Origin of the sequence: Acinetobacter silvestris, assembly GCF_002135235.1 — a bacterium.
Taxonomy (GTDB): domain Bacteria; phylum Pseudomonadota; class Gammaproteobacteria; order Pseudomonadales; family Moraxellaceae; genus Acinetobacter; species Acinetobacter silvestris.
In genome coordinates this window covers 248,093-264,899 of the sequence record NZ_NEGB01000005.1, presented here as the reverse complement: position 1 = coordinate 264,899, position 16,807 = coordinate 248,093, and the positions used below count along the sequence as shown (strand labels likewise).

The window sequence follows — 16,807 nt, the reverse complement described above, 5'->3', positions numbered from 1 at the left end:
ACCGCTGACTTTACTAGGTATATCATGACCGAATCTTTTGCAGCCCTCTTTGAAGCCAGTGAATTAAACCTCAACGTAGAAAAGGGTGCAGTCATCCAAGGTATCGTTGTTAGCATCGATTCTGACTGGGTAACTGTTGATACTGGCCTTAAATCTGAAGGTGTTGTATCTCGCTCTGAATTCTTAAACGAACAACGCGAACTTGAAGTTCAAGTTGGCGATACAGTTGACGTTGTTGTTGAAGCACTTGACAACGGTATGGGTCAAACAGTTCTTTCTCGCGAAAAAGCGAAACGTGCTGAAACTTGGACTAAACTTGAAAAAATCTTTGAAGACGGCGAAATCGTTACTGGTGTTATTTCTGGTAAGGTTAAAGGCGGTTTCACTGTTGACATCGGTCCAGTTCGTGCATTCTTACCAGGTTCTTTGGTAGACACTCGTCCTATCCGTGACACGACTCACCTTGAAGGTAAAGAGTTGGAGTTTAAAGTAATCAAACTTGATGCTAAACGTAACAACGTTGTTGTATCTCGTCGTGCAGTTATGGAAGCTGAATCTTCAGCTGACCGTGAAGCATTACTTTCTCAGCTTGAAGAAGGTCAAACAGTTACAGGTACTATTAAGAACCTTACTGATTACGGCGCATTCGTTGACCTTGGTGGTATTGACGGTCTTCTACATATCACAGATATGGCTTGGAAACGCATCAAACACCCTTCAGAAGTTGTTGAAGTGGGTCAAGAAGTTACTGTTAAAGTACTTAAATTTGACAAAGAACGTAATCGCGTATCTTTAGGTCTTAAGCAATTAGGCGAAGATCCATGGTTAGCGATCATGAACCGTTACCCTAAAGGTTCAATCGTTAAAGCGCGCGTAACTAACCTTACTGATTATGGTTGTTTCGCTGAAATCGCTGAAGGTGTTGAAGGTTTAGTTCACGTTTCAGAAATGGATCACACTAACAAAAACATCCACCCATCTAAAGTAGTTCAGATTGGTGATGAAGTTGATGTTATGGTTCTTGAAGTTGATGAAGAACGTCGTCGTATCTCTCTTGGTATCAAACAAACTCGTGCTAACCCATGGGAAGAGTTTGCTAAAGCGCACGACAAAGGTGAAAAAGTTTCTGGTACTATTAAATCAATTACTGATTTTGGTATCTTCATCGGTTTACCTGGCGGTATCGATGGTCTTGTTCACTTGTCTGATATTTCTTGGAACGAACAAGGTGAAGAAGCTATTCGTCGTTACAAGAAAGGTGACACAGTTGAAGCGGTTATCTTATCTGTAGATGCTGAAGGCAACCGTATTAGCTTAGGCGTGAAACAATTGAACAACGATCCGTTCAATGATTTCTTGGCGACTAACGAACGCGGTGCGTTGGTTAAAGGTACTGTAACTGCAGTTGACGCTAAAGGCGCAACTATTAAGTTAGCAGACGAAGTTGAAGCTTCTTTGAAAGCATCTGAAATCAATCGCGATCGCGTTGAAGATGCAACTAAATTCTTAGAAGTTGGTCAAGAAGTTGAAGCTAAAATCATCAACGTTGATCGTAAATCTCGCTCTATCAACTTGTCTATCAAAGCGAAAGACGAAGCTGAAGAGAAAGAAGCAGTTGCTAGCTTGAAAACAACAGCACCTGCTGGTCAAGAAAATGGTCCTAAGACTATTGGTGATTTGATCAAAGCTCAAATGAATCACTAAGTCGTTGTAAAGAAGTATTATTTAATGTAACTAATTAATACTTTTTATACAATTACTGTAAAAGGTGGCGCAGTATTTAATTATTGCGCTACCTTTTTGTATTTAAAAAGGATATTATTTATAACATAGCAAATAGCATTAAAATGAATGAGGTCTTAAATGACAACTGAAGCACTTAATAAGTCTGACTTAATAGAAAGAATCTCACTAAAAAACCCACATTTAGCTGAGCCTTTAGTAGAAGAAGCTGTTAAAATAATGATCGATCAAATGATTGCATCATTATCTGGAGATGATCGTATAGAGATTCGCGGATTTGGTAGCTTTGCATTACACCATCGTGATCCACGAGTTGGTCGTAATCCTAAAACAGGTAAATCAGTGGAAGTTGCTGCGAAAGCTGTTCCACATTTTAAACCTGGTAAAGCGCTACGTGATGCAGTAAACGAATCTGCCAATAAATAAAATTCGAGCGGGGTGTTTATGCGCTATATTTTAGTGCTGCTATTAATAGCTGTTTTTGGCTATGCTTTAGCATTAGTATTGCTTAATGGTACAGAGCTTGCAGTAGATTTATGGTTTACTCAAGTGCCTGCAATGCGCTTAGGTCTGTTGCTATTATTTACTTTAGCCATTGGTATCGTTTTAGGATTACTTTTAGGTGTTCAAGTTTTCCGTGTTTTCCAAAATAGTTGGGAAATTAAGCGTTTACGCAAAGATATAGAGCACTTACGTAAAGAACAAATACAAACGGCACAGTTTGCAGCGGCGGAAGCAGCAGCACATGCTCGCCATGAAAAGACAATATTAGATATTCATCCTGAAGATAAATCCCCTAATCCTCTATAGTTTTAAAGCTAGTAAAAAGCTCTTTATTGTTAAAGCAATAAAGAGCTTTTTTATTTTTAAAGTTTTAAGTTGAGATTTAAGTGAATTTATTAAAAACAAATTTTATTGGTTTTATCATCGGATAGATTCATTGAAAAAAAAGAATAGCTATCTTGATTTAATTGAGATGAGTCGCCGATCAATGTTTTACAGCGCTGACTAAACCCCCTTATAATTGCGTATCTTTTTATGTGATGGAATAACTCTTGAGTATCATTGTTGCCTTGGATGCTAAAAGCCAATATGAAGCATTAACAATTGCAGATCAACTTGATCCATCACTATGCCGAGTAAAAGTGGGTAAAGAAATTTTTACTCATGAAGGGCCATCTGTCGTAAAAGCATTACATGACAAAGGTTTTGAAGTATTTCTAGATTTAAAATTCCATGATATTCCAAATACCACAGCACAAGCGGTTTGTGCTGCTGCTGACTTAGGGGTATGGATGGTAAATGTGCACGCATCAGGTGGGCGTAAAATGATGGAAACTTGCGTAGAGCGCTTAAAAGCAGGTAATTATCAGACTCAGCTGATAGCTGTAACCGTTTTAACGTCAATGGGGCGTGAGGATTTACGTGATTTGGGTTTGGATGTTGAGCCTTTTGAACAAGTGAAACGCCTTGCAAAATTGACTCAAGAAAGCGGGCTAGATGGAGTTGTTTGTTCTGCGCAAGAAGCTAAAATGTTACGTCAAGAATTAGGTCACAACTTTTCTTTGGTGACACCAGGTATTCGTCCTGCAGGTTCAAATGCGGATGATCAAAAACGTATTGTGACACCTAAACAAGCAATCGTGGATGGTGCAACGCATTTAGTCATTGGTCGTCCAATTACACAGTCTGAACAGCCGCGTCAGACTTTGAAAGATATCTTGGCCTCTATTTAATACATTTTCCTTAAATCCGTTTGTTGTATGATGGATTTAAGGAAACTTTTCATTCTCTTTAAAGTGCCGCTAAGATACTGACGGCAATGGGTGCAAGTAGGGATAGAATAAATCCACTCACCATTGCATGTGGAATAAATTCATTTCCACAAGCTTGTTTAACCATGGGCAAGGTAACATCCATTGCTGTTGCACCCGCAGAAGAAATTGCCGAGCGAGGATAGCGCCAGCCAATCAAATACATAAATAAAATTGCAAAAATTTCTCTAAATAAATCATTCATTAAAGCAATACTGCCTAATTGCGAATTTTTTAATTCAGTCACAACGATGCCAGTCATTGAATAAAAACCATAACCTTGGGAAAGCATGATTAAATCTTTGAGGTTAATATTATTGATGAGCAACGATGCGGTGACAGCGCCTAAGAGTGAGCCAATAATACAACCAAATGGGACGAGCATGATTTTCCAGTTGAGCCATGAGCGGTCTAGTGGTGAATAAGCCAAATCTAGGCCAATTAAAAACATGAAAACTAATAATAGATTCCACGTACTCACATGCAGGCTGTAACTCCAATGATTAAACAATTCTGCTAAGCCATAACCGCAGCCTAATGCAATAAAAGCATAACTGATATTGAGGAGTGATCCGACTAATAAATCAGTTGAGACCTTACCTTGCATCGGTTGATAACCAATCATTTTAAACAGCAGATAACAACAGAAAAAGGCACCTATTGATGTTGCTAGCGATAGTATTAAGGCATTACTTAAAATTTGTGTGGGGCTATTCATGCTTTGTAAGGTTTGGGAAAACTCAATAGCAATAGCAATAAGCAGAATATAGGTGAAAAAGGGTAATATTTTAAAAGCAATTTTTTCCAACCATTGTGGAAGTCTGCGCGCTAAAATAAATCCGAAAAATAAACAAAATAATAGTTGGAAAATCAACCAAAGCGATTGCATGGAAAAGTCAGCAGGTGGGTAAACACCTGCTTATTATAAGCAAACTTTATGCTGCGTGGGGTGTTTTGTTATTGGGTTTTATACCACCAAGGAGTTGATAATCCGCGGGATTAACTTTACGAGTTTCTAGCCAGTATTTCCATGTATAGGTTGGCCATAGTGAAAAATTCTTACCACCATCTTGTTGGTACCAACTGACACAACCTGATTGCCATACCGTGCCTTTAAGTTGGTTTTGGACATTTTGATTGAATTGATCTTGGGCTTCAGCTTTAACCACAATCGCTTGTGTTTGGGTTTTATGCACCAATTGCATCATCTGTATAATATAATTGGTCTGTGATTCAATCATAAAAATCACAGAGTTATGTCCAAGTACGGTATTTGGCCCTAATAGTTGGAAAAGATTAGGGAAGTTTTTGGTTGTAATTCCATAAAAACTTTCAGCACCATCTTTCCAAGCATCTTTAAGTTCTAAATTATTTTTGCCATAACATGTAAAGGATTTTAAATAAATACGTGGATCTGTAATAAAGCCCGTGCCGTAAATCAAACAGTCAATCTTACGCTTTTGACCGTCTTGGGTGATGATACTGTCTGAAGTTATTTCTTGAATGGCTTCAGTAATTAGTTCCACATTTTCACGATTAAAAGTCGGAAAGTATTTGTTTGAAATTAAAATGCGTTTACAGCCCATGACAAAATTTGGCGTTAATTTTTTTGCAAGTGTTTGATCTTTGATTTGGAATTTAATAAATGCTTCAGCGAGCTTTTGACCGTATTTCATGATTTTAGGTTTTACAATAGGCACAACACGTGACTCATTTGACCAATACAAGCGCGCACGGTGTAATTTACGGAACCATTCAAAACGACTAAAAAGTTTTTTATCTAAAGCATTATAAGTACGTTCATCCCGTGGGATTACCCAAGCAGCAGTACGTTGTAACACATAGAGTTGTTCAACCTTGGGTGCAATTTCAGGAAGGTATTGGATTGCACTACCGCCTGTTCCAATGGATGCAACATGTTTGTTATTTAAATTGTAATTGTGATTCCATTGTGAAGAGTGGAAGACTTCACCTTTGAAGTTTTCAATACCTTTAATTTTTGGAATTTGTGGAACATGGAGTGGGCCTGAGGCAAATACGATAAACTGTGCTTCAATACGTTGACCATTTTGCATGAGCAATTGCCAGTTCAAAGCGGCTTCATCAAATTTTACTGAAATAACTTCATGTTGAAATTGGATAAATTTTTTGAGTTCAAATTCTTTCATTAAATCTTGTATGTAGTCAAAAATTTCTGCTGCTTCGGCATAACGTTTCGACCAGTCTTTTTTAGGTGCAAAAGAAAGAGAATACATGTGGGATTGTACATCACACGCCGCACCAGGATATTGATTTTCACGCCAAGTACCGCCAACATCATCTGCTTTTTCTAAAATAATAAAATCTTGAATATTGGCTTGAAGTAGACGAATTGCCATTGCAAGACCACCAAAACCTGCACCAATAATAGCGACTTGAGTTTTTTGCACATTATTTTGTGCTTTTTTAGATGCAGATGTTGCTGCAGACATGATTTTTATCCTAATTTTTAGAATCATTTTTTTGATTTTTGTAGGTTAATAGATTTTCAAATGAAGAAACATGATTTCGCTGACGATAAAATTGATAGATTCGGCAATTTTCAAAGTTTCCTATTTATTGTAAAACCGTTTGTAAAGATTTTATTGAAGATATGATGAAGCGATCGATACTTGGTTTGATGTATTTAATTCATGGGATGCGTAACTCAGGTATTGATGTGGATACGAGACTTGCCAGTATTGGAATAAAAGCAGATGCACTTGATCCAAGTTCAATTATTCACCCTAGCTTAGAATGGGATATTCAAAAAGTCATTGGAGAAGGGGTTAAGCCTGAAGTTGGACTGTTGATTGGACAGCATTATGCTTTAGCAGGTTATGGTCCTTTATTAATGCTGCTTGTGACCTGTGGCACAATTCAAGATGCACTCAAATATGGGATTCATTTTCAAGGGTTAACGCATTTATTTGGTCATTTGGGATTGGTTTATTCGAACAAGCATGTGACTTTGACCTATGCACCGATTGATCTAGACACGGAAATGGGTTTGTTACGTGCGCAATGTGAAGTATCTGGAACTTATAAGTTTTTACAAGATATTTATAAAATGATGGGTTTGGTTGCACCGAATATTCGAGTTGAGTTACCTTTTCAGCAACCAAAAGACTTAGATGTATTAAATCAATATCAAGCATATTATGGCTTGGACTTACATTTTGGTGCCGAAAAAGCAGCTTTTCAGCTGGATGATGCTGTGATGAATGTTAAGATTCCATCAGCAGATCCTATTACTTTTCGCGTTTATGAAGCCAAATGTATGGCTGAAATTGAACGCTTAAATGCTGAAGAGACGAATCAATCTTCACTTATTCAACGTGTTCAGGGCTATTTAGAATTACAACAAGGCAATATTCCAAGTATGAGCATTACAGCACAGGCGTTGAATATTCCTGAAAGAACGTTGCGCTATCAGTTACAACAATTGAATACCAGTTATAAGCAAATACGTGAACAATTGATAAAACATAAAGCATTGCGATTGATTGAATATAATGAATATTCAATTGAGGTGATTGCTGAGCTATTGGGATATTCTGAACCCGCTGCATTTAATCATGCTTTTAAACGATGGTTTGGGCAGAGTCCAAGGCAGTATGGAAAATAGCCTAAGTGATATCTTCAGCTATATGCCAAAGTTTTATTTATCAAAGTTTATATTTCGATATACTTCCACTAGACCTTAAAAGTACATAAGCGATATGTTAGATCAGAAAGCAACGCATAAGACAGCATTTACACCTTTATCGCCTGCGGAGCGTTATGCTCAGGCTTTAGCTTCTGGACAGTTTATGTCCGATGATGCGCAGGCTCAAGCGGTACATGAGTTAGAACGGGTTTGGCAGGAGTTATTGAACCGTTATAAAGCCTCTAAAAAAGCCTTTCGTCGTTTCCGTCGTCAGACTGCACCTCGTGGTGTGTATATGTGGGGTGGTGTTGGCCGTGGTAAAACGTGGTTGATGGATCAATTTTATGAGTCATTACCGTTTCGTCGTAAAACACGAATGCATTTTCACCATTTTATGCAGTATGTACATAAAGAGTTAAATAAATTATCGGGTCAGCGGAACCCGCTCGATTTGGTTGCAGATCAAATTTATAAGGAAGCAGTTGTGATTTGTTTTGATGAGTTTTTTGTCTCAAACGTTACGGATGCAATGATTTTAAGTGATTTATTTCAAAAACTCTTTCAACGAGGTATTACACTGATTTCGACCTCGAATATTGCACCAGATGGCTTATATAAAGATGGTATCCATCGTGACCGTATTATTCCAACGATTGAAATGGTCAAGCAAAATTGTGTGGTACTCAATGTAGATGCTGGTGTGGATTATCGTTTACGTGTGTTAAAACAAGCGCAATTGTTTAAGTCACCGTTAACACATGAACATAAATTGTGGATGGCTAAGCGATTTACCGCGTTAACACAAGCACAAAAAGTTTCTGATGAACCGATTATTATTAATCATCGTATTGTGGAAACATTGGGCCATACAGAAGATGTATTGTGGTGCGAATTTTCAGAATTGTGTATGAAGCCACGTAGTCCAGCAGATTTTATTGAAATTGCCAATATTTATAATACTGTTCTGGTCAGTAATGTACCGCATTTAACCGATTATTTGTCAGAAGGGACGCGTCGCTTTATTTATCTGGTCGATGAGTTTTATGATCGCGGCGTCAAATTATTACTGACTTCAGAAGATTCAATTATTACGATTTATGAAGGTCAAAAATTGGCATTTGAAATTGAGCGAACGCGCTCGCGTTTATTGGAAATGCAATCTGATGATTATTTACAAGCAGCACATCATCAGATTGAGAATAAACAAAAGGATAGTGCAGAACTGAAAGTTTAATCATAAGATATTGATTTTTATTTGAATAAGCATTTTTCGGAGTGCTTTTTTTATTAATAATTATAAAAATATGGAGCTTTATCGAATTTGATTGGCTTTTGTAGCTAAATATTTGTACATTCATAGCGGTTATCGAATAAAAATCAGAATAAGTGGGACATTCTGAACTTAAGTCTAATTTCGACATTTTAAAAACTTTATACACTGTAAATCGGTATTTAATTTGCTGATATATCTTAAATTTTAAAAATTATTTTTTTGATAATGTCAATATTTATCATTTAAAAAATGCTCACTATTTAGGAATGTGATATTAGTATTCAGCAAAATATAAATCGGTATACTACAAACTCTTGTTATAAAAAGTAGCAATATCAGGAAAGACAATGACTGCACGTATTCAAAAAGGCAAGTTAGCGATTGCTAAAGAACTTTACGATTTCATCGAAAATGAAGCTTTACCAGGTTCTGGTTTAGAGAGCGAAACATATTGGAAGAACTTTGAGCAAGTCGTTGTCGATCTTAGCCCTAAGAATAAAGCGCTTTTAGCAAAGCGTGATGAGATTCAGGCTAAAATTGATCAATGGCACCGTGATAATAAATTTGAATTAGAAGCTTATAAAGCTTTCCTTAAAGAAATTGGTTACTTGCTACCAGAAGTAGAAGATTTCCAAATCAGCACAGAAAATGTCGATGAAGAAATCGCATTGCTGGCTGGTCCACAACTTGTCGTACCTGTACGTAATGCGCGTTATTGCTTAAATGCTGCGAATGCACGTTGGGGCTCGCTATATGATGCGCTTTACGGTTTTGACGTCATCTCAGAAGAAGGTGGTGCGGAAAAAGGTAAAGGTTATAACCCTGTACGTGGTGAAAAAGTTATCGCATTCGCGAAGAACTTCTTAGATGAAAACTTCCCACTTGCTTCAGGTTCGCATGCTGATGCAACACACTATGCTGTAGATCACAATGCACTTGTCGTGACATTGAAAGATGGTTCGACTACGACTTTAGCACATCAAGCGCAATTTGTAGGTTATAACGGCGAAGCCGCTGCCCCTACAGAAATCGTATTCAAGAATAATGGCTTGCATGTCATTATCGAGATTGATGCGACTAGCCCGATCGGTAAAACTGATGCGGCAGGCGTTAAAGATTTGGTGCTTGAAGCTGCAGTAACCACGATTCAAGACTTAGAAGACTCAATTGCGGCTGTTGATGCGGAAGAAAAAGTTGAAGGCTACCGTAACTGGTTAGGTCTAATGAAAGGTACTTTAGAAGAATCGATCGAGAAAAATGGTAAAACTGTTACTCGTAGTTTGAATAAAGACCGTACACATAAAAACTTAATTGGCGGTGAAACCATTATTCATGGCCGTTCATTGATGCTTCTTCGTAACGTGGGTCATTTAATGACAAATCCAGCCATCCTTGTGGATGGTGCGGAAATTTACGAAGGCATTATGGATGCTTTAATTACACCATTACTTGCTTTCGCAGACATCAAAGGTGAAAACGAAATTAAGAACTCGCGTAAAGGTTCTATGTATATCGTTAAACCAAAAATGCATGGTCCGGAAGAAGTTGCATTTGCTGTAGAGATTTTTGAACGTGCTGAAAAATTATTAGGTTTGCCAGCTAAAACGCTTAAAATCGGTATCATGGATGAAGAGCGTCGTACTTCTGTAAACTTGAAAAACTGTATCGCTCAAGCGAAAGATCGTACGATTTTCATCAATACGGGCTTCATGGATCGTACGGGTGATGAAATTCATACCTTTATGGAAGCAGGCCCATTCGTTCGTAAAGGCGAAGTAAAAGCGCAAATTTGGTTCCCTGCATATGAAAACCGCAACGTAATGGTGGGTTTGAAAGCAGGCTTACGTGGTAAAGCGCAAATTGGTAAAGGCATGTGGCCTAAACCAGATATGTTGCTTGATATGTATAAAACCAAGACTGAACATCCAGAAGCTGGTGCGAGCTGTGCATGGGTGCCATCACCAGCGGGTGCGGTTATTCACGCGATTCATTATCACCAAATTAATGTTGCAAATCGTCAAAAAGAATTATTGGCGACTGAAGCATTACCTTTAGATGATTTGTTGACTCCGCCTTTAGCGAAAGACACAAACTGGTCTGAAGACGAAAAAACCAAAGAACTTGAAAATAACTGTCAAGGGATCTTGGGTTATGTGGTTCGTTGGGTCGATTTGGGTGTCGGTTGTTCTAAAGTTTTAGACATCAACAACGTAGGTTTAATGGAAGACCGTGCAACGTTACGTATTTCATCTCAACACGTTGCCAACTGGTTGCGTCATGGTATTGTGACACGTGCGCAAGTTGAAGAAGTCATGAAACGTATGGCTGCTATTGTGGATCAGCAAAATGCAAATGATCCAGAATACACAGCTATGGGTCCAAACTTTGATGGTATTGCATTCCAAGCTGCGTCTGATTTGATCTTTAAAGGTGGTGAGCAGCCATCTGGTTATACAGAGCCGTTGTTGCATGCTGCACGCTTAAAATTAAAAGGTTATACAGGGGACTAAGTTTCCACTGTAAATAAAAAGCCTCTTCGGAGGCTTTTTTATTTTTAATAGCATCTTCAGAATCAAAAATTGTAAAGCTATGTTGTATCGTTATGAAAAGTGAATGTTTAAGATATACATTATTAAAGTGAAAAACTGCAGAACGAGGCTACAGTTTTTATGGTGAAATTGATTAACACGTGAATTAATGCCCACCAAGAAGAATACTTGCGATAACACCTGTTGCAACAGCAACTAGTACATAGTCTCCATTCACATTTAACCAACGATGGCCATGTGGTGGGGCTGGAAGATCGTAACGCTGCCAATCATCTATATAATAATCTGATCTACGGTATTGAGAGGGAATGGTCTGACCTCTGCGCCACTCATGATGTGGTCTTGGTAGGTCATGGCGATAAGCTTGATGGTTTTGCATATAACGGGGTTGATGATCCCACTGTTGTCCATCATGGTGATCATGTTCATTACGATGATCTTGATAGTCTCTATCTCTATCATGATTCCTCGAATCATTATGATCATCATATCGCTCTGCGAAAAGAGAACTAGCAATTAATGTTGTGGTCAGTATAAGTGCTATAACGGTAAGTGATTTTTTATTCATTTATCTATCCTCATGAGCTAATAAATTTTTACTATCAGCTATTTGTAAGCATTTTTAAAATTTTATCGGCAAAGCATTAGGCTGAAAAATGTCACAGAATTCTTCTGACAGAATTAATTTTTAAATCATTGGGAGGACGGTGTGACTATCGCATAGAGTAGAAACTTAATACGTATTTAAAAAGGTTTTCAGTATGCTTTTGTCATGTAAGTTAAAGGGTGTCTGAAAACGCTTTCTTAATTTATATTATAAGATTTAATTTTCTAAAAATTGTATAAAAATATATAGTTTATGTGTGTTAAATATAAGTTAAGTACACATTCAATAAAGCGTGTAACGGCAGTGTATAGGTATAATAATATGCTTGCGAGGAGCTTAATTTTTATTTACGTTGTTGGGCTGTTTTTGATGGTTAACGTATGCGCGAAAAATTAAAGTTAATGAGACAAATAAATTAAAATGATTTTATTCTGAATTTTGTGTTGATGAGTCTAAAAGCTTATCTTGCTCGAATACAAGAAAACTTAAAAACTCAACACAGTTTGACATTTTTGATTAATGAGAAAGATTTTTAAAGATATGTTTTAAACTTTCCATCATTTTCTCAATTTGGAGGGTTGTGAGTCCCTCAAAGGATTGTTCTAATATAACAGCCATTAAGTCATTAATTTTACGCGTCATTTGTTTACCAGATTCTGTCAAAATTACACGCGTAATTCTTGCATCATCTAAGCAGGAATAAGTGTTAACAAAACCTTCTTCTTTCAAGCGATAGACAATTTTAGTGGTGGTCGACATTTTAGAAACAATTTTATCTGAAAGGTCAGAAACACTCGCATTCGGTTGAGACTCAAGTGCAATAAGTAAACGACGTCTGGAGTTGTCAACGCCATATTTTTTCAATACATGATCAACATTTAGTACATATTGAGCATGGACCTGAGTAATCCAATAAAAAGGAAAATCTTCTAAATTGAAATCTTCGGTCGTGGGTAAAAATTTAGAATATTTTTTTGACATTTTGAAATTCCCTTTTTTTTAATTATCTAGTCATTCATTGTACTATTTTTATTTGAAATGATATAGATAATGTAATTCATGTTAGATCATAAAGTTAAATAAAATAAGAGAAATGAGGTAAGGCTAGATTTCTCTTGGCGTAAAAATTATGCAGGATTATCTAATAAAGAGAGTGTATAACTGTCTTTATCTTGATGAAATGCAACAATACTTTGAGCAAATTTAGTTGCTTCTGCCCGAATTTGAGAATGAATGATTACAGATTCTGAAAGTTGTGCTGTCAGAAGTGTATCTTCAAGAATGACTTGGTAGAGTAATTCTTGCTTTTGGTTCTCTTGCATGACTACAACTTTAACCTGATGCAATTCAAATGCGACATCACGATTGATATATGCACCTTCATAGTTTGTATTTCCAATCATTTTGGATTTTGTATTAAAGGCCAATGCATCATTTTTCATAGTGCTCAATCCTGAAAAATTCTTTTGTTTGGATTAGAAACTTACACATTTTAAATAGCCATTGAATATTTATACAACAGTCGTGGCTAAGCTTCCATTTTAATGAATTTTTCACATTTTAGGACGTGACTTTTTAACAAAAAGTTTCTGTCTAAAGTGTCATAAATCATCTTAATTGATATCTTAAATACCATTATAAAATAATTGGTTATTTTATTTTCTAGTAATGGAATCTTAATTTTAACGTGTAAACAAGTCACGCGATTAGTTTTTTATATTTTAAGGTGGGAGGTTATTCATATCATAGTCAGTAGAAAAAATTTAAAACTAAAATCGTAAGATTTACAATATTGGAATTTCTACAGAATAATTCAGGATCAGTTTTAATTTTAATCAAGAGTAATTTAAAAATGAAATTTTAATCATCTAACTACATAAAATAATGATAGATAGTGCATAATAAAATCACGTTTATTATAAAGGTATCATTTATGGCCCCGTCGCCGTGTAGGTCAAATTTCATTTTTATTCGTTTGTTTATTTATAATAAAGAACAGGAGATCTAATCGTGGAGTTTTTATTAGATCCCAGCATTTGGGTAGGGTTACTTACTTTAATTGTTTTAGAAATTGTTCTAGGTATTGATAACCTAGTTTTTATTGCTATTTTGGCTGACAAACTCCCTCCAGAACAACGTGATAAAGCACGGATCATTGGTCTTTCTTTAGCCTTGGTGATGCGTTTAGGCTTATTATCTGTCATTTCGTGGCTTGTCACTTTAACCAAACCTATTGTTGAGATTTCTCATCTGAGTTTCTCTGGGCGAGATTTAATCTTGCTCTTTGGTGGATTGTTCTTGGTATATAAAGCGGTCACTGAATTACATGAAAAAATGGAAGGCAAGCCTGAAATTAAAAGTACAACTTCGGTTGTCTATGCCAGCTTTTGGGTGATCGTTGCACAAATTGTTGTTTTGGATGCAGTTTTTTCATTGGATTCCGTAATTACAGCAATTGGCATGGTTGATAATATTTATGTCATGATGGCAGCCGTTACAATAGCCGTATTCGTGATGTTGCTTGCATCTAAGCCATTAACCGCTTTTGTAAACCGTCATCCAACAGTCGTGATTCTCTGTTTAAGTTTCTTATTACTGATTGGTGTTAGCCTTATTGCAGAAGGATTTGGCTTCCATATTCCGAAGGGATATATCTATTCAGGTATCGGTGTTGCGATTCTCATTGAAGCTTTCAACCAATTCTCAAGTCGAAATGCTGTCAAGCATGAATCTAAAATTCCTTTACGTCATCGAACTGCAGATTCTATTTTAAAGTTAATGGGAAATCGTTTAGATGCTGATTTAATGCAAAGTGGTGAATCACTTGCTGCACAAAAAGCATTTGGTGATGAAGAGCGTTATATGGTGGGTGGTGTTTTAACACTTGCTGAACGTTCAGTTGCTTCAATCATGACGCCTAGAAATCAAATTTCATGGGTCAATCTAGAAGACGATGCTGAAAGTATTCGTCAGCAAGTTCTATCTGTACCACACAGTTTATTTCCTGTTTGTCGTGGACAATTGGATAAAGTGGTGACTATTGTTCGTGCCAAAGAATTGATTGATGTCTTAGATGAACCTGAACACTTACACGCTTTATTAAAGCGTAATCGTCCTATTTTCATCTTTGAAAAGATGAAAGTTATTGATGCAATTAATACTTTACGTGCATCTAAAGGCTCATTGGTATTGGTGAGTAATGAGTTTGGTAATATTCAGGGACTTATTTCACCATTAGATGTCTTTGAAGCAATTGCAGGTGAATTTCCTGATGCCGATGAGCAGCTAGAATTAGTCAGGATAGATGATACAACATGGAAGGCATCGGGTATGCTTGATTTGTATCAGCTAGAACTGGCATTAGGTACGTTAGATTTAGACCTTGTTCAAGAGGATTCTGGGTATTTTAGCGTTGCAGGTTTAATTCTAGATAAAACTCAAGGTGATGTGGATGTTGGAACACGAATCGAGCATGATGGTATTTTGTTTGAAGTACTTGAAATGGATGGAAATCGGATTAAAACGGTAAAAATTACCCGTCCAGAGTTTTAATGCATAGTTTTAAAATCTGATTGAGTATGAAAAAAATGCCTTACGCGATGTGAGGCATTTTTGTATAAAAAGAGCATCTAAATAGGATTACGTATTTAGATACTATAAAAATGAACATTTGTCTTAATTATATTTTTAGCTCATGTGCAATAACCGGCCAAATATTTTGGTGAGATTTTTTAAACATCAACATGTGTCCAATGGCTTTATGACCATGTTCTGAGGGGATGAGTTCATGCATTTTTGTAGCCGAGTTTGGGTACAAACGGATTAAATCTTTAACATTGGCTTGCGTGGCAATTTCGTCATCGGATGACCAAAATACCGTCATTGGACTGGTAATGTCTTTATGAAAATCATCAAAGACAGTTTTACCAATGGCATTTAAGACATAACCGGGTTTACTGCAAAAATGTGCCCATTGTTTTGCGACATTTTTAGGTAAATTTTCTCCCATTCCCAACATTTTGGTTGCACCATAGCCTTTAATCAGGCTTGAAATAGGGAAGATGAGATTAAACATCACGGGTGCCATGCGTTTGGTGTGACCTTTTAAGCCTTTCACATGACCCGTTGAACCAGAAACAGCAACGACTTTAGCGACTTTTTCAAAATTAGGTGTGATTCCTAAAAGTTGGCCGCCTGCGCTATGTCCAAGCAGAATGACTTTTTCATGAGCTGTTTTTTGAATGAGTGTTTCAATTGCAGCGGGGATATCGAGTTGCCCCCAATCTTGAATACTGGCTTGAGAATCTTTAAGTGCGCCATGTAAAGAGTCACCTATGCCGCGAAAATCAAAACTTAAAACATCATAACCTTGTGTGTTAAGCCATTCTGCAAACGCATGATAAAAACCTTTGACAATACCTGTCGCTGGGCAGATTAATATTGGAAGGTTTTGAGTGGCTACAGTTGCTTTATAAAATCTTGCACTAAGTTGATAACCATCAGTACACGTAATATTTAAGTTTTCAAAAGAGTTCATAATGGATTAAAGCTAAAAAGTATTGCTTTACTTTATACAAGTTCTAAAAAGAAACTTGATTAAAATATGACTTAAAAGTCATTTGTGAAAGGGCTGAGATGTTGTTAGAATCATTTCAAATTAAATAATGGAAAATCAAGTTCATGGACGTTGAACAGCTACAATATTCAGTTAAATTTGCAATTATTTTTAGTGGGATTTATTTGTGGGTAGGAATGTTAACTGGGGTATGGAAATACTATCAAATCAGTCAGTCTGAGCATGCGCGTGCACATTATTATGTTGATATTGCACATCGAAGTAGTCTTCTTTATGCACCAGCTACACTGATCTTAGCTGTATTGGCTTATTTTTCATCTTGGCCTGAATGGTTGAATTTAGCTTTTGTAGTGATTAATTTAATCTTTTTTAGCTTCTCGATTTTTAGTTATATTTTACATGGATGGTTAAAGGATACTTCGAATCAATTTAAACAACCGCATCAAATGGGCAAGTGGCAACTACCGAAGTGGATATTAAGAAGTGCGATGATTTTATTGGTCATTGGTGAAATAGTGGCGACAGGTGGATTATTATTTGGATGTCTATATATTTTCTTCTAGTTGTTCATCTCAGCA

The 16,807-nt window shown here is 36.6% G+C and carries 15 protein-coding genes; 9 read left to right on the top strand and 6 right to left on the bottom strand.

Features of this window, described 5'->3' with window-relative positions:
* The first annotated feature begins 24 nt into the window (after positions 1 to 24).
* The 4 genes from rpsA (at position 25) to pyrF (ending at position 3,479) form a co-directional block, all read left to right on the top strand.
* The gene (gene rpsA, locus B9T28_RS10505; protein ID WP_086203924.1) at positions 25 to 1,704 is read left to right on the top strand and encodes a 30S ribosomal protein S1; all 1,680 of its coding nucleotides are present in this window, start codon (positions 25 to 27) and stop codon (positions 1,702 to 1,704) included.
* A gap of 159 nt (positions 1,705 to 1,863) precedes the next feature.
* Positions 1,864 to 2,169 (top strand): integration host factor subunit beta, encoded by a 306-nt coding sequence (locus B9T28_RS10500; RefSeq protein WP_086203923.1) that lies wholly within the window; start codon positions 1,864 to 1,866, stop codon positions 2,167 to 2,169.
* Between the two features lie 18 nt (positions 2,170 to 2,187).
* Positions 2,188 to 2,553, top strand: a complete 366-nt coding sequence (locus tag B9T28_RS10495) for a lipopolysaccharide assembly protein LapA domain-containing protein (RefSeq protein WP_086203922.1) — start codon at positions 2,188 to 2,190, stop codon at positions 2,551 to 2,553.
* 245 nt (positions 2,554 to 2,798) lie between these two features.
* The gene (gene pyrF, locus B9T28_RS10490; protein WP_086203921.1) at positions 2,799 to 3,479 is read left to right on the top strand and encodes an orotidine-5'-phosphate decarboxylase; all 681 of its coding nucleotides are present in this window, start codon (positions 2,799 to 2,801) and stop codon (positions 3,477 to 3,479) included.
* A gap of 58 nt (positions 3,480 to 3,537) precedes the next feature.
* Here pyrF and B9T28_RS10485 read toward each other — a convergent pair whose 3' ends face one another.
* Both B9T28_RS10485 and B9T28_RS10480 read right to left on the bottom strand, forming a co-directional pair.
* A complete protein-coding gene (locus B9T28_RS10485; RefSeq protein WP_086203920.1) occupies positions 3,538 to 4,446 on the bottom strand; it encodes a LysO family transporter in 909 nt (302 codons plus the stop codon).
* Between the two features lie 46 nt (positions 4,447 to 4,492).
* Positions 4,493 to 6,028, bottom strand: a complete 1,536-nt coding sequence (locus B9T28_RS10480; protein ID WP_086203919.1) for a flavin-containing monooxygenase — start codon at positions 6,026 to 6,028, stop codon at positions 4,493 to 4,495.
* 164 nt (positions 6,029 to 6,192) lie between these two features.
* Between B9T28_RS10480 and B9T28_RS10475 the strand changes: the two genes are divergently transcribed.
* From B9T28_RS10475 to B9T28_RS10465, 3 genes are all read left to right on the top strand, one after another.
* On the top strand, positions 6,193 to 7,203 hold the full coding sequence (locus tag B9T28_RS10475) for a helix-turn-helix domain-containing protein (protein ID WP_086203918.1): 1,011 nt from the start codon (positions 6,193 to 6,195) through the stop codon (positions 7,201 to 7,203).
* 94 nt (positions 7,204 to 7,297) lie between these two features.
* Positions 7,298 to 8,458 (top strand): cell division protein ZapE, encoded by a 1,161-nt coding sequence (gene zapE, locus B9T28_RS10470; protein WP_086203917.1) that lies wholly within the window; start codon positions 7,298 to 7,300, stop codon positions 8,456 to 8,458.
* Positions 8,459 to 8,844: 386 nt separating this feature from the next.
* Positions 8,845 to 11,007, top strand: a complete 2,163-nt coding sequence (locus B9T28_RS10465) for a malate synthase G (RefSeq protein ID WP_086203916.1) — start codon at positions 8,845 to 8,847, stop codon at positions 11,005 to 11,007.
* 184 nt (positions 11,008 to 11,191) lie between these two features.
* On the opposite strand, the gene B9T28_RS10460 is transcribed toward B9T28_RS10465, so the two are convergent.
* The 3 genes from B9T28_RS10460 to B9T28_RS10450 form a co-directional block, all read right to left on the bottom strand.
* Positions 11,192 to 11,614 (bottom strand): RcnB family protein, encoded by a 423-nt coding sequence (locus B9T28_RS10460; protein WP_086203915.1) that lies wholly within the window; start codon positions 11,612 to 11,614, stop codon positions 11,192 to 11,194.
* 555 nt (positions 11,615 to 12,169) lie between these two features.
* On the bottom strand, positions 12,170 to 12,634 hold the full coding sequence (locus B9T28_RS10455; protein ID WP_086203914.1) for a MarR family winged helix-turn-helix transcriptional regulator: 465 nt from the start codon (positions 12,632 to 12,634) through the stop codon (positions 12,170 to 12,172).
* A 146-nt stretch (positions 12,635 to 12,780) separates the two neighbouring features.
* Positions 12,781 to 13,095 (bottom strand): hypothetical protein, encoded by a 315-nt coding sequence (locus B9T28_RS10450; RefSeq protein ID WP_086203913.1) that lies wholly within the window; start codon positions 13,093 to 13,095, stop codon positions 12,781 to 12,783.
* A 568-nt stretch (positions 13,096 to 13,663) separates the two neighbouring features.
* Here B9T28_RS10450 and B9T28_RS10445 point away from each other — a divergent pair.
* Positions 13,664 to 15,205 (top strand): TerC family protein, encoded by a 1,542-nt coding sequence (locus B9T28_RS10445; protein WP_086203912.1) that lies wholly within the window; start codon positions 13,664 to 13,666, stop codon positions 15,203 to 15,205.
* Positions 15,206 to 15,332: 127 nt separating this feature from the next.
* Here B9T28_RS10445 and B9T28_RS10440 read toward each other — a convergent pair whose 3' ends face one another.
* Positions 15,333 to 16,190: an alpha/beta hydrolase family protein gene (locus B9T28_RS10440; RefSeq protein ID WP_086203911.1), complete on the bottom strand. Its 858-nt coding sequence runs from the start codon at positions 16,188 to 16,190 to the stop codon at positions 15,333 to 15,335.
* Positions 16,191 to 16,333: 143 nt separating this feature from the next.
* Here B9T28_RS10440 and B9T28_RS10435 point away from each other — a divergent pair, with 143 nt between their 5' ends.
* The gene (locus B9T28_RS10435; protein WP_086203910.1) at positions 16,334 to 16,792 is read left to right on the top strand and encodes a hypothetical protein; all 459 of its coding nucleotides are present in this window, start codon (positions 16,334 to 16,336) and stop codon (positions 16,790 to 16,792) included.
* Positions 16,793 to 16,807 lie beyond the last annotated feature (15 nt).

Bases quoted from the DNA above. Each gene is read 5' to 3' on its own strand.
- rpsA (WP_086203924.1), top strand. From the start codon at position 25: ATGACCGAATCTTTTGCAGCCCTCTTTGAAGCCAGTGAATTAAACCTC.
- B9T28_RS10500 (WP_086203923.1), top strand. From the start codon at position 1,864: ATGACAACTGAAGCACTTAATAAGTCTGACTTAATAGAAAGAATCTCA.
- B9T28_RS10495 (WP_086203922.1), top strand. From the start codon at position 2,188: ATGCGCTATATTTTAGTGCTGCTATTAATAGCTGTTTTTGGCTATGCT.
- B9T28_RS10485 (WP_086203920.1), bottom strand. From the start codon at position 4,446: ATGCAATCGCTTTGGTTGATTTTCCAACTATTATTTTGTTTATTTTTC.
- B9T28_RS10480 (WP_086203919.1), bottom strand. From the start codon at position 6,028: ATGTCTGCAGCAACATCTGCATCTAAAAAAGCACAAAATAATGTGCAA.
- B9T28_RS10475 (WP_086203918.1), top strand. From the start codon at position 6,193: ATGAAGCGATCGATACTTGGTTTGATGTATTTAATTCATGGGATGCGT.
- zapE (WP_086203917.1), top strand. From the start codon at position 7,298: ATGTTAGATCAGAAAGCAACGCATAAGACAGCATTTACACCTTTATCG.
- B9T28_RS10465 (WP_086203916.1), top strand. From the start codon at position 8,845: ATGACTGCACGTATTCAAAAAGGCAAGTTAGCGATTGCTAAAGAACTT.
- B9T28_RS10460 (WP_086203915.1), bottom strand. From the start codon at position 11,614: ATGAATAAAAAATCACTTACCGTTATAGCACTTATACTGACCACAACA.
- B9T28_RS10455 (WP_086203914.1), bottom strand. From the start codon at position 12,634: ATGTCAAAAAAATATTCTAAATTTTTACCCACGACCGAAGATTTCAAT.
- B9T28_RS10450 (WP_086203913.1), bottom strand. From the start codon at position 13,095: ATGAAAAATGATGCATTGGCCTTTAATACAAAATCCAAAATGATTGGA.
- B9T28_RS10440 (WP_086203911.1), bottom strand. From the start codon at position 16,190: ATGAACTCTTTTGAAAACTTAAATATTACGTGTACTGATGGTTATCAA.
- B9T28_RS10435 (WP_086203910.1), top strand. From the start codon at position 16,334: ATGGACGTTGAACAGCTACAATATTCAGTTAAATTTGCAATTATTTTT.